The 11,710-nt window shown below is 73.3% G+C and carries 11 protein-coding genes; 6 read left to right on the top strand and 5 right to left on the bottom strand.

The window, feature by feature from the left end; all coding sequences use genetic code 11:
* Window positions 1–10 precede the first annotated feature (10 nt).
* The 3 genes from ACIODU_RS15430 to ACIODU_RS15420 are packed head-to-tail and all read right to left on the bottom strand — an operon-like array spanning window position 11 to window position 2,982.
* Window positions 11–877: an enoyl-CoA hydratase-related protein gene (locus ACIODU_RS15430; RefSeq protein WP_401767810.1), complete on the bottom strand. Its 867-nt coding sequence runs from the start codon at window positions 875–877 to the stop codon at window positions 11–13.
* Window positions 868–2,103: a hydroxymethylglutaryl-CoA synthase gene (locus ACIODU_RS15425; RefSeq protein WP_356428306.1), complete on the bottom strand. Its 1,236-nt coding sequence runs from the start codon at window positions 2,101–2,103 to the stop codon at window positions 868–870. Before ACIODU_RS15425 ends, ACIODU_RS15430 begins: the two co-directional genes overlap by 10 nt.
* Entirely contained in the window at window positions 2,104–2,982 is an 879-nt protein-coding gene (locus ACIODU_RS15420; protein ID WP_401767809.1) for a DUF6039 family protein, read from the bottom strand.
* 239 nt (window positions 2,983–3,221) lie between these two features.
* Between ACIODU_RS15420 and ACIODU_RS15415 the strand changes: the two genes are divergently transcribed.
* The 6 genes from ACIODU_RS15415 (at window position 3,222) to ACIODU_RS15390 (ending at window position 9,008) form a co-directional block, all read left to right on the top strand.
* Window positions 3,222–3,980 (top strand): class I SAM-dependent methyltransferase, encoded by a 759-nt coding sequence (locus tag ACIODU_RS15415; protein WP_161312750.1) that lies wholly within the window; start codon window positions 3,222–3,224, stop codon window positions 3,978–3,980.
* Between the two features lie 17 nt (window positions 3,981–3,997).
* Window positions 3,998–5,527 (top strand): class I adenylate-forming enzyme family protein, encoded by a 1,530-nt coding sequence (locus ACIODU_RS15410; protein ID WP_401767806.1) that lies wholly within the window; start codon window positions 3,998–4,000, stop codon window positions 5,525–5,527.
* 58 nt (window positions 5,528–5,585) lie between these two features.
* Window positions 5,586–5,753 (top strand): Trm112 family protein, encoded by a 168-nt coding sequence (locus ACIODU_RS15405; RefSeq protein WP_401767804.1) that lies wholly within the window; start codon window positions 5,586–5,588, stop codon window positions 5,751–5,753.
* Window positions 5,754–5,761: 8 nt separating this feature from the next.
* Window positions 5,762–6,505 (top strand): 4'-phosphopantetheinyl transferase family protein, encoded by a 744-nt coding sequence (locus ACIODU_RS15400; RefSeq protein WP_401767802.1) that lies wholly within the window; start codon window positions 5,762–5,764, stop codon window positions 6,503–6,505.
* Between the two features lie 58 nt (window positions 6,506–6,563).
* On the top strand, window positions 6,564–7,238 hold the full coding sequence (locus ACIODU_RS15395) for a TetR/AcrR family transcriptional regulator (protein WP_401767800.1): 675 nt from the start codon (window positions 6,564–6,566) through the stop codon (window positions 7,236–7,238).
* Between the two features lie 249 nt (window positions 7,239–7,487).
* On the top strand, window positions 7,488–9,008 hold the full coding sequence (locus ACIODU_RS15390) for an MFS transporter (protein WP_401767798.1): 1,521 nt from the start codon (window positions 7,488–7,490) through the stop codon (window positions 9,006–9,008).
* 111 nt (window positions 9,009–9,119) lie between these two features.
* Here the strand turns inward: ACIODU_RS15390 and ACIODU_RS15385 are convergent, their stop codons facing one another.
* Window positions 9,120–10,331: a glycosyltransferase gene (locus ACIODU_RS15385; RefSeq protein WP_401767796.1), complete on the bottom strand. Its 1,212-nt coding sequence runs from the start codon at window positions 10,329–10,331 to the stop codon at window positions 9,120–9,122.
* 104 nt (window positions 10,332–10,435) lie between these two features.
* A complete protein-coding gene (locus ACIODU_RS15380) occupies window positions 10,436–11,581 on the bottom strand; it encodes a winged helix DNA-binding domain-containing protein (protein ID WP_401767794.1) in 1,146 nt (381 codons plus the stop codon).
* Window positions 11,582–11,710: the final 129 nt, after the last annotated feature.

Raw genomic sequence — 11,710 nt, 5'->3', positions numbered from 1 at the left:
GAACGCGGGGTCAGCGCGGGGGTGTGGGCGGGCCCTCCCGGCCCGGCCCGGCGGCGAAGCCGGCGATCCGGTCGCGGACCCGGTCCGACGACATCAGCCGGACGAACTCGTCCACCGCCGTCCGGCCGGTGTGTTCGTCGAGGATCCACAGCCGGCGCGTGTAGCGCTTGAGGTCGGTCACCGTCGCGGGGTCCAGCTTCGAGGCGCGGAAGAGGAGCCGGCGCAGCGCGGGCCCGGCGTCCTCGGCCAGTTCGTCCACGAGCCCGTGGACCGCGGCCTCGCGGGCAGCGACCGGCAGGGTGCCGAGGGCCATGGCGTAGGCGCGCTGGAAGCCGACCCGCCGGATCAGGAAGGGCAGGACCGAGCAGGGCAGCAGTCCCCAGAGCGCCTCGGGGAGGCTGAACCGGCTGCGCTCGGTGGCGTGGACGAAGTCGCAGGCCGCGGCCAGTCCCACGCCGCCGCCGACCACCTGGCCGTCGACCTGGGCCACGACGATCCTGCCGAGGGTGGTGAGCCGCTCCAGCAGGGCGTAGTAGTCCTCCCCGCCCTTCCGGGTGTCCTGGACGTCCGCGCTCCGGCCGACCCCGCCGGCCCCGCCGGCCGAGCCGTCCGAGCCGCGCGCCGCGTCGGCCGCCGCGACGCCGGAGAGGTCCATGCCGCTGCAAAAGGTGTCGCCCTCGGCCCGCAGCACGACCACTCGGCAGTCCTCCGTGCGTTCGGCGAGGTCCAGCGCGGCGCCCAGCTCCGTGATCAGGTCGCGCGTGATGCTGTTGCGCTCCCCCGGCCGGGTGAGCGTCACCGTCAGCCGGCCCCGGTCGTGCTCCAGGCGCAGAGTCCGGTAGGCCGTCGGGCCCGGTGCGGGTCCGGTCAGCTCCACCGGTACCTCCGGTGGAACGCGCTGATCTCGTCGAGCACCAGGAGCCCGCGCCCGGCGAACCCCTTCTCGTAGACGGTCCCGTACCCCGCCGGGTCGAAGCGCTGGTCCCGTACCCCGGCCATCCGCAGCGCGCCGCCGTCCGCGAGCGTCTCGTACTCGGGCATCGAGAGCGGGTAGCGGTCGGCGATGGCGGCGTCGATGCCGAGGGCGGCGAGCCGCGCGCCGGCGCCCTCGGGGACCACGCCGCTGTAGAACTCCGAGGCGCAGCCGGAGCCGTACGAGAACATCCCGACCCGGCGCGGTCCTGCCCGCGGTCCGTCCCCGTCGATCAGCGAGCACAGGGCGAGGTAGAGGGCCGCGGAGTAGACGTTGCCGACGCGGGAGCAGTAGTCGAGCGAGGCGGCGGTGCGCCGCTCGAAATCGGCCTCGACGGCGGCGGTGTCGTACCCCTTGAGCTTGCGCAGCAGCGTGCGGTGGGCGGAGCGCACCATTCCGGCGAACGGGGTGTGGAGCACGAGCCGGTCGAAGGTGGTGACGATGTCCGCCCCGACGACGCGCTCCGCGTAGTGCCGGTAGCTCTGCTCCAGACAGGCGAGGTACGACAGCAGGGAGAGGTCCGAGTCGCCGGCCTCCAGGTCGGGCCGGGGGCGCAGGGTGTCCATCACCTCGTAGCTGTGGAAGCCGCTGGCTCCCGGATCGAGGGCCAGAATGCGCGGCCGGCCGCCGACTATCATCGCCACCGCGCCGGCTCCCTGGGACGGCTCCCAGTAGGTGTCGCGTGCGGCGGCGCTGGCCGCGTCGGCGGCGATGACCAGTGCCTTGGCGTCCGGGTCGGCGCCGACTTCGAGGAGGGCGGCGGCCGAGCGCAGCGCGGCGGTGCCGCCGTAGCAGGCGTGCTTGGTCTCGAAGGACCGGCAGCGGCGGCTGAGGCCGAGTGCGTCGTGGACGTAGGTGCTCAGCGGTTTGCCGTAGTCGAGGCCGGACTCGGTGCCGACAATGACCAGTTCGATACGGTCGCGCTCGGCCTGCGTCAAGGCGTCGACCAGTGGTTTCGCGGCGTTGACGGCGTTGGTGACGGCGTCCTCGCAGGGCAGGTTGACCGACTTCTGGCGCATCATCAGGTTGCCGAAGCGGCGCATGTCGAGGCCGCGTGCCTCGAAAAGGGTACGGACGTCGAGCGAGGCCCTGCCGACGTAGGCGTTGACCGCCTCGATGCCGACCTCCATCTAGTTGCCCGCTCCGGCGTGATGGGGCACGAGGACGGTCTCCTGGAGGGTGCCGTCCAGGAACATCCGGCCCCAGGTGCCGCCGCCGCGGCCCTCCGGGATCCGGCGGCCGGTCAGGATCTCGCGGAACTCGGCGTCGGTGCGCTCCAGTTCGACGATGCGGCTGTAGTCGTCGAGGCTCCGGAGGTGGATCATCCAGTGGATGCGGTCCTGGGTGCCCCACTGCTCCTCGTACAGGAAGACGGTGGCGTGGCCGGCCAGCGCCTCGTTGATCCGGCTGAGCCAGGCGAAGGCGAAGTTCCTCCCCTCCTTGCGGAACTCGAACCTGACCTGTCCGGTGCGGTGGATGATCACGCCCGCGTTGGCGCTGTGGAGCTGCTGCTCGGGGAGCTGGTCGCTCTGGAAGCGGGCCGGGACCGCGAAGAGTCCGTCGAGGTCGGCCTCCTCGTGGGCGTGGGTCAGTCCGTGCTGGGGGACGATCACCCTTTCGTGGAAGGACCCCTGGAGGAACATCCGCTCCCAGTTGCCGCCGCCCTGGCCGGCGAGCCGGTCGGAGGTCGAGACCTCCTGGAACTCCGTGTTGTGGTCGACCATTTCGAGGAGCTGGCCGTAGTCGTTGGGGGCCCGCATGTGAATGAGCCAGTGCAGCCGGTCCTGGGTGCCGAACAACTCCTCGTAGACCAGCGTGGTGGCATTCGGGTGCAGCGCCTTGTTGGTGAAGAATTGGAGGTCCCGTGCGAAGGACCGGCCCTCGGTGCGGAATTCGTAGGCGAGCTGTCCGACCCGGTGGATGATCAGTCCGGAATTACCGGTGTGCAGGAGTTGCCCGGGAGGTTCTGCGACCTGCTCGGCTGCCGGGGGGACGAATGACCATGCCATGAGGAGAAATTCCCTTCTGCGTGGTTCGGCGGATTCCACCGGCGGCCGGTCAGCACGCTCGATTCCGCGGTGCGGCCACGCTATCCGGGGCCGGAAACACGCCTCTGCTCAATGTTGGGCAACACCTGAGGGCACCGGATCGACTAGACTCCCCGTCAAGCGGACCGCCCGGTCCTCTTTGCTCGGGACGTCGGCCGCGGCAGCCCGCGGGCCCCGCCCGATGATTGGAGTGCGCCTTCATGACCTCTGTCACCAGCGAGTCCCTCCGGTTCGACAAGGACGCCGACGACTACGACGCGTACCACGGCGGCCTGGAGCGCGGCCGCAAGGCAGCCGAGGATCTCTCCCCCCACCTGCTCCCCGGTGCGGTGCTCGACATCGGCCTGGGCACCGGCCTGGTCGACGTCGGCCTGACCGAGCTGGGCCACTCCGTGCTCGGGGTCGAGGTCGCGCCGCAGATGGCCGCCCGGGCGGAGAGCCGCCTGAGCGGGCGGGTCGCGGTCGGCGACGCCCACCACCTGCCGTTCGCCTCGGGCTCGCTGCCCAACGTGGTGATGGTGCACGTGCTGCACGTGGTGGACGACATGGACCGCGTGCTCGAAGAGACCGCCCGGGTGCTCGCGCCCGGCGGCCGCCTGGTGACCGTGCACGGCGTCCCGGTCGCCGAGTCCGACGACCTGGTCGACACGGAGTCGCCGCTGAACGTGCTCAAGCCGACGGTCCCCGACACCCCGGAGCGGCTCGCGGCCGCCGCCGCCAAGGTGGGGCTGCGGGTGCTGGAGGAGGCCTCGGTCAACCCGTACGAGATCGACCTGACGCCGAACCAGTACGCGGACAGCATCGCGGGCCGGGTCTGGTCCTACCTCAAGGACGTCGGCGAGGAGGACTGGGAGCGGCTGGTCGTCCCGGTCGTCGCCGCCATGCGCGCGCTCCCGGACCCGGACACCGAACGCCACCAGGTGTGGCGCGTCCCGCTGACCGTGCTGGCGAAGAACTGACCGGCCGGGGGGCTGACATGGGATCCACCACGACCGGCCTGCCCGAGGCGGGCCCGGCGGACGGCACCTCGGGCGGAACCCTCACCGGCCTGCTGCGCGAGCGGGCGGACGCCGACCCGGACGGCGTCGCGATCGTCGTCGACGGCCGGGAGCCGCTCACCTTCGGGGAGTGGAACCGGCGCGCCGACGCCGCCGCGCACGGCCTGCTGGGGTTCAAGGAACCGCGCCTGCGGCGGATCGCCCTGTACTTCGGCGGGCTCGACTGGATCGACTACGCGGTCGCCTACCACGCGGCGCAGCGCGTCGGCGCGACCACCCTGCACCTGAACGACACCATGCCGGCCGACGAGATCGCGCACCGGCTGGCGGAGTGCGGGGTGAACGGCATCGTGCACGGCTCCGGGCTGACCCCGCCGGCCGGCTCCAGCGGCTGGACGGCCTCACTGGACACGCTCGACACGGGGCGCCACGACCCGCCGGCGCCACCGCCCCGGATCGACGGCATCGCCGACATCCTGTACACGTCGGGCACCACCGGGCAGGCCAAGGCCATCACGGTGACCCATGCCAACATGCTGTTCGGACGGGCCAAGCCCACCATCGACACCCTCGGCAACGCGGACCACCTGCTCGCCGCGATGCCGCTGGGCACCTCGTCCAGCCAGGGCACCGCCTCGCTGCCGCTGCTGTCCCGCAGCATCCTGCTGGTCGCCCCGCCGAACGACCCGGAGCGGATCGCCGAACTGATCACCGCCTACGCGTGCGGCTCCATCATGATCACGCCGGCCACCGCCCTGGCGCTGGTCCGGGCCCGCGTGCACGAGCGGCACGACCTGAGCAGCGTGCACACCGTCACCACCGCGTCGTCCGCGTTCCCGCCGGCCGTGGCCCGCGACCTGCTGGCCGCGCTCCCGGGGGCGTGCCTCGCGATGGCGTACACCTCGCTGGAGGCCTCGCCGGCCGTCACGCTCCACCTCTTCGACCCGGCGAAGCCCCTCTCGATGGGCCGGCCCGCGCACGGGACGGAGCTCCAGATCACCGACGAGGAGCAGCGGCCGCTGCCGGCCGGGGCGGTCGGCGAGATATGGATGCGTACCGCAGCACCGAAACGCCGCTATCTCGACACCGACCTCGACCAGCGCTTCAACATCGGCGACTGGACCAGGATGACGGACCTCGGACGGGTCGACGAGGACGGCGAACTGACCTTCTTCGACCGCTCGGCCGACGCGGTGCGGTCCGGTGGCGCGCTGATATCCAGCATCGCCGTGGAGGCCGAGCTGTACGAGCACCCGGACGTCAAGGAGGTCGCCGTGATCGGCGTCCCCGACGCCGAGCTGGGCCAGGCCGTCGCCGCGGTCCTCGTATTGACCTCGCCGGACCGGCTCCCCGACGTGCGCGCGTTCGTCGAGAACCGGCTGGACAAGGCCGAGATCCCGGCCCGTTACGTCCTCACCCGCGCCCTGCCCCGGAGCTTCCTCGGCAAGGTGCTCAAGCGCGAACTGCGCGCCCGGTACGGCTCACCGGACACGGCCCCGGCGGCCTGACCCGCGTTGCCGGGCGGGCAGGCCGCCCGTCCACCGATTCACCACAAGGAGAACCCAGATGCCGCTCGACCCCGCCCTGCTCGACGTTCTCGGCTGCCCCGACCACCCCGACGCCGGCCTGCGGCACGACGCCGGAGCCGAGACCCTGACCTGCCTGGACTGCGCCCGCGACTTCCGGATCGTCGGGGGCGTACCGGTGCTGACGACCCAGAACCAGCGGCCGTAGCGGTCACGGTGCGCCCCCCGCCGTGCGACGTCTGGTGGGCCCGGACGGACTGGCTCCGCCCGCAGCACCTCACCGTGCTCGGCGCGGCGGAGCGCGAGCGGCTGCGGCGCTACCGGCGCCGGGCCGACCGGGACCGCTGTGCCCTGGGCGCCGTCCTGTTACGGGCGGTCGCCGCGCGGGCGCTGGGTTCGGCGCCGGGCGCGGTGGCGGTGGACCGCTTCTGCCCGTCGTGCCCCGGGCCGCACGGCAGGCCCGTCCTGCCCGGGACCGGTCTGTACGTGTCGACCAGTCACTCCGGCGCGTTCGTGGTGGTGGCGGCGACCCGGGCCGGACCGGTCGGCGTGGACGTGGAGGAGGAGCCGGCCGGGCTCGGCCGGGATCTGCGCGTCGGCGCCCTGGGCCCGGAGGAGGCGGCCGGCACCACGGACGCGACGGGATTCGTCCGCTGCTGGGCCCGCAAGGAAGCACTGCTCAAGGCCGTCGGTGTGGGCATCACCGTGCCGCTCGCCGAGGTCGACCTGGGCCCGCCGGGCGGACCGCCGCGCCTGCGCCGGTTCCCCGGGGCCCGGCCCGACCAGGTGTTCGTCACCGACCTCCCGGCGGCCGAGGGGTACGCCGGGGCGGTCTGCGTCCTCGCGCCGGGCCCCGTCCCGGTCAGGCACCATGATGCGGGGCCCCTGCTGCGTTCGGTCTTTCCCGGGGAGCCCTCAGTCACCGGCGGGTCCGTCCCGCCGGGCGGGCGGGTCGGATGACCCGCGGCGCCCGGCGGGACGGACCGGCCGGCACCCACCACCCTGGAGGTCCTCCCCCGTGTCCCGCACTCCCGCACCCGGCGCCCCGGCCGCGCGGTCGCGCGCCGACGCCGTCCGCAACCAGCGGCTGCTCGTCGACGCCGCGGCCCGCTCGTTCGCCGAGGGCGGCCTCGGCATCACCGTCTCCGAGATCGTCCGGGAGGCGGGCCTCGGCAAGGGCACGGCGTTCCGCTGCTTCTCGTCCAAGGACCACCTGGTCGCCGCGATCGTCACCGAGCGCCTGGAGGAACTGACCGCGTTCACCGTCTCGTTGGCCGACGACGAGGACGCGTGCGGGGCCCTGTACTCCTTCATGCGCGCGGCGGCGCGGCTGTACACCGCGGACCGCGGCTTCTTCGAGGCGCTCTCGCTGGCGCCGCACGCGCACCCCGAGGTGCTGGCGGCCGAGGAGAAGCTGACCGAAGCGGTGACCGCCGTGCTGCGGCGGGCCCAGGACCGGGGCGCGGTACGGGCCGACATCAGCACGGTGGACGTCATGCTGCTGCTCGGTGGTGTCCGGCAGGCGGCCGCCCCGCTGGGCGCGGAACTGCCCGCGCTGTGGGAGCGCTACCTCGACGTGGTCTTCGACGGGCTCCGTACCCCGGCGACCGGCCCCCGCGACCGGCCGCTCGCCGGGGCCGCCCCCTCCCTGGCGGACTACCGCCGGGCGGTGGAGGCACTCGGAGCGCCGTGACGGGGCCGCCCCGGGCGCCGCCCCGGGGCACCCCCGCCCGGCTCGCCCCGGCGCCGATCGCCGGTACGGCCGTACGGCGCCCCATATCCCTGCCCCCGTACCCCTGTCTCCCGTATCCCTGTCTCCCGTGTCTCTGTCTCCCGTGTCTCTGTCTCCGCAAACCGGACCGGAAGGTCCGCTTACGATGTTACGATCCCGCGGAACCGGCCTCGCCCGGTCCACCGACCTGCTGTTCTGTCAGGAGCGCCTGTGACCAACACCTCTGCCCAGGGCACCCCGCCGAGTCCGGAACCAGCACCGTCCGGACCGCGGCGGCCCGCGCTGATCATCGTCTTCCTGTGTCTCGCCGACTTAATGGTCGTCCTGGACGCCACGATCGTGAACGTGGCCCTGCCGTCCATCAGGTCCGACCTGGACATGTCGCAGGGCGACCTCCAGTGGGTCGTCAACATCTACGCGCTGATGTTCGGCGGCTTCCTCATCCTCAACGGCCGGCTCGGCGACCTCTTCGGCCGCAAGCGGCTGCTGCTGGCCGGCGTCGTCCTGTTCACGGTCTCCTCGGCGGTCAACGGCCTGGCGACCGACACCGCCGTGCTGATCGCCGGGCGTGGCGTCCAGGGCCTGGCCGGCGCCATGATCGCGCCCGCCGGACTCTCCATCATCAACACCTCCTTCAAGGACGCCTCCCTGCGCACCAAGGCGCTCGGCGCGTGGGGCACCATCGCCGCCGCGGGCGGTGCGCTCGGCCTGCTGCTCGGCGGCCTGCTGACGGCCTCGCTGTCCTGGCACTGGATCTTCTTCATCAACCTCCCGGTCGGCGCGGCCGTCCTGCTCGGTTCGCGTCTCATCCCGGACTCCCGGGTCAACGACGGCGACAAGTCGGTCGACGTGGTCGGGGCCGTCAGCGTCACCGGCGGCCTGCTGCTGCTCGTCCTCGCCCTGAGCAACGGCCAGTCCTGGGGGTGGACCTCCGCCCGCACCCTGGGGACGGCCGCCGCCACGGCGGTCCTGCTGGCCGTCTTCGTGGTGGTCTCGCTGCGCGGGCGTGCGCCGATCGTCCGGTTCGGGATCTTCCGGATCCGCTCGCTGGCCGTCGCCGACCTCGTGCTGCTGATGCTGACCTCGGGCATCTTCTCGATGTTCTTCTTCTCCTCCCTGTACTTGCAGGGTGTCCTCTCCTACAGCCCGGTGCGGGCCGGGCTCGCCTTCCTGCCGGCCGCCATCGGTGTGATGGTGGGCGCCACCCTCGCCCAGCCGACCGTGGCGAAGCTCGGCCCCGTCGCGGTCGGTACGACCGGCCTCGCGCTGGGGGCCGGCGGCATGCTGCTGCTGGCCCGCCTCCCGGAGAACGGCAGCTATGCCGCCGACCTGCTGCCCGGCCTGCTGACGCTCTCCATCGGCCTCGGCATCGCCTTTGTCCCCGTCACCCTGCTGGCCACCTCCGGTGTCCCCGAGCAGGACGCCGGTCTGGCCTCGGGCCTCTACCAGACCGTCCAGGAGATCGGCGGGGCGGTGGGCCTCGCGGTGCTGTCGGCCATCGCGGTGCGCCAGGCCGCCGCCGATCTCGGCGACACCCCGTCGCCGGACGCGGCCGCCCAACTGGCCGCCCAGGTCTCCGGGTTCCGTGCCGCGTTCGCGGTCGGCGCCCTGCTGCTGCTCGCCGGGGCCGTGCTGTTCTGCGCCCTGCTGCGCAAGCGGCACGTCGAGGCGGCGCTCCGGGAGATGACCCAGCAGCCGACCGCGACGGAGCCGGTGGCCGACCCGGCCTGATCCCCCGCGACGGCGCCCGACGGCGCCTGCCGTCGCCCGAGGTGGTCATGGAAGCAGGGCCCGTACCGGAGACGCGGTCACGGGCCCTGCTTCCGTGCGCCGTACGGCCGGTCAGTCCTCCGGAAGGCTCTCGCCCGCCGCGAGCCGTTCCAGCAGCCCGACCGCCTCGGCCGGCCCCGGCAGGTCGCGCAGTTCGGCCCGCAGGCGCGCGGTGTTCTCCCGGAAGCTCAGGTCCCCCAGCACCTCGGTGACCGCCGTGCGGACCGCCTCCGGTGTCAGCGCCGCCGGGTCGACGCGGCGTCCGATGCGCAACTCCTCTACGCGGCGGGCGTTGTCGGGGTGGTCCCCGAGGAACGGGATGACCACCTGCGGGATCCCGGCGTCCATCGCGCCCACCACGGTGTTGAAGCCTCCGTGGGTGACGGCGATCGCGCAGTGGGGCAGCAGCAGGCTCTGCGGGATGTAGCGCTCGACCCTGATGTTCGGGGGCAGCGGCCCCAGTTCGGCGGGGTCGCTGTCCCGGTCGGTGGTGCCGATGACGTTCACCGGCTCGTCGGCGAAGGCGGCGAGCACCTGGCCGAACAGTGCGGGGAAGGCCCCGGGCACCCAGCGGTTCGCGATCGTCCCGAAGGTGACGTAGACGGTGGGGCGGTTGGGCAACTCGGTCACCCACGCGGGCAGTTCCTCGTCCCGGGCGCGGTCGAACGGCATCGGCCGCAGAGCGCGCATGGTCGGCGGCCGGTACTGCCCCGGGTACAGGTAGCCGGGCGGGGCGCAGCACAGGTGCAGGTGACGGTGGAGCATCCGCTCCTCCGGGTCGGGCGCCAGCCCGGCCTCCTCGCGGGCCAGCGCCAACTCCTCGGTGATGAGGTCCTGGAGCGGCGCCATGTCGTAGAGCGGGGTGGTGTCCAGCGCCGTGTGCGGTACGCCGAGCACTTCCGCGGCGACGGCGCCGCCCACCTCGTAGCTGTCGCGCACGATCACGTCGGGCCGCCAGTCCTTCGCCAGGGCGAGCAGGTCAGGGACCATGCGGCGGGTCCGTACCCCGTACAGGACACGGGCGATCGCCACCCGGTCCATCTCCACGCCGTGCGGCGCCAGGCCCCGGGCGCTCTCCTTGATCCGGAGGAACTCGGCGTCGCCGTCGCCGTCCCGGCCGAGGCCGGCCGGGAAGCCGCGGAATCCCATCGCCTCGACGGCCGGGAGCATCGACGTGCCGGTGGCGAAGGCGACTTCGTGGCCCGCCGCCCGGGCGGCGGCGGCCAGCGGCACGAGGGGGTGGAAGTGCCCAGGGGCCGGTGTCGTCGTGAACAGCACACGCATCGAGGACTCCTCAGCAGTCGGTTTCCAGGTGTGTACCGCCCACCCGGGGTTCTCCGCTGCTCAGTTGTGCCCAGTCCGGGTTCCTGGGCCGACCTGCGGGCACCTCACGACCGGTCGGCCACCACGACGCGCGCCGGACCGTCCGGTACGCAGACCGGCAGGAGTTGCTCCGCCTCCGCCGCCAACTCGGCCGTCACGGTGCGGGAGAGCTCCGTCAGCGGAGTGAGCGTGAGCACCGCCTCGCGCCGTTTGCGGTCGAGTGCCCACACACCCGCCACCGTTCCGTCCACCAGGAAGGTCGGCCGCAGTTGGAGGTTGGCCTTGGCGTACACCGCGTCCCGGTACTCCTGCGGCAGGATCCGGGTCCGCCGTTTCGGCGCGTACGCCAGCAGGGTGCTGTCGAACCAGGGCAGCAGGCGCACCGGCGCGGGCGCGTCGGCCGGCGGGCGGGGCGCCTCCGGCAGGTCGTAGAGGAGCTGTCCGCCCTCGTCCCCGAACACCGCCAGCCGGTCCTCCAGCGACTTCAGCAGCGCCTTCACGGGGGTGACCTTCGCCCCGATCCACTGGGCGACGTCGGCGGCGCCGGCCGGTCCGAAGGCCCGCAGATGGCGGAGGACCACCTCGTGGAGCGCGTCCTCGGCAGACGGCGGGCCGCCCGCCGGGACGGGGGCGGCGAGCACCCCGTCCGGTACGCCCTCGTCCCAGACCCCGCTCACCGGGGAGCGGGTCACGGCCACGGTCGAGCGGAACGGCCGCCACTTGTAGGTCCGCTGGAACTCCAGCTCGGCCGCGTCGATCGCCTCCGGGTGCGCGGCGACCCACTTCTCGATCCAGTCGGCCACCTCCTCCGGGGAGCGCGCCACGGATCCGGCGAACTCCGTCAGGCGCTCCCTGAGCCGGTCCGCCGCGGGATCCGGCTCGCCCCGGGTCCGGCGCCAGGTGTCGTCCCCGGCGGCCACCACGACGGCGGCGTACGCGGCGTGCTGGGCCGGGGTCACCAGGTGGAGCGTGCGCCTCAGCAGCGTCCCCACCACGAGCGTGCGCCGCTCCAGCGCGGTCCGCACACTGCCGGCGTCCACTCCGCGCACCCGGGTCCACAGCGCGACCGGCAGCGCGGGACCGTACTGCGCCTGTACGGCCCCGATGGCCTCGACGGCCTCCGGTAACGGCAGGTCCAGCCGCTCCAGCAGCCCCTGTCTGGCGAGCAGCGCCCGGTTCAGCTCACGGTCCGTCAACGTCTTCGGAGTCACTGCCCATCCTGTCCCCGCGGGAATCTGCCGCGGGCCAGCCTAGGGCTGTCCCGGAGGGCGCACCCCGCACTTGCCGGTGTTCCCGGTGATCCGGTGATCCGGTGTTCCGGCGGGCAGCGGGGCGGCGGC

It is taken from the genome of Streptomyces sp. NPDC088261, from assembly GCF_044740805.1.
Lineage (GTDB): Bacteria > Actinomycetota > Actinomycetes > Streptomycetales > Streptomycetaceae > Streptomyces.
Note: the sequence above shows the minus strand (reverse complement) of the source record. Positions and strands in the feature narration are given on the sequence as shown.

Bases quoted from the DNA above. Each gene is read 5' to 3' on its own strand.
- ACIODU_RS15425 (WP_356428306.1), bottom strand. From the start codon at position 2,103: ATGGAGGTCGGCATCGAGGCGGTCAACGCCTACGTCGGCAGGGCCTCG.
- ACIODU_RS15420 (WP_401767809.1), bottom strand. From the start codon at position 2,982: ATGGCATGGTCATTCGTCCCCCCGGCAGCCGAGCAGGTCGCAGAACCT.
- ACIODU_RS15415 (WP_161312750.1), top strand. From the start codon at position 3,222: ATGACCTCTGTCACCAGCGAGTCCCTCCGGTTCGACAAGGACGCCGAC.
- ACIODU_RS15410 (WP_401767806.1), top strand. From the start codon at position 3,998: ATGGGATCCACCACGACCGGCCTGCCCGAGGCGGGCCCGGCGGACGGC.
- ACIODU_RS15405 (WP_401767804.1), top strand. From the start codon at position 5,586: ATGCCGCTCGACCCCGCCCTGCTCGACGTTCTCGGCTGCCCCGACCAC.
- ACIODU_RS15385 (WP_401767796.1), bottom strand. From the start codon at position 10,331: ATGCGTGTGCTGTTCACGACGACACCGGCCCCTGGGCACTTCCACCCC.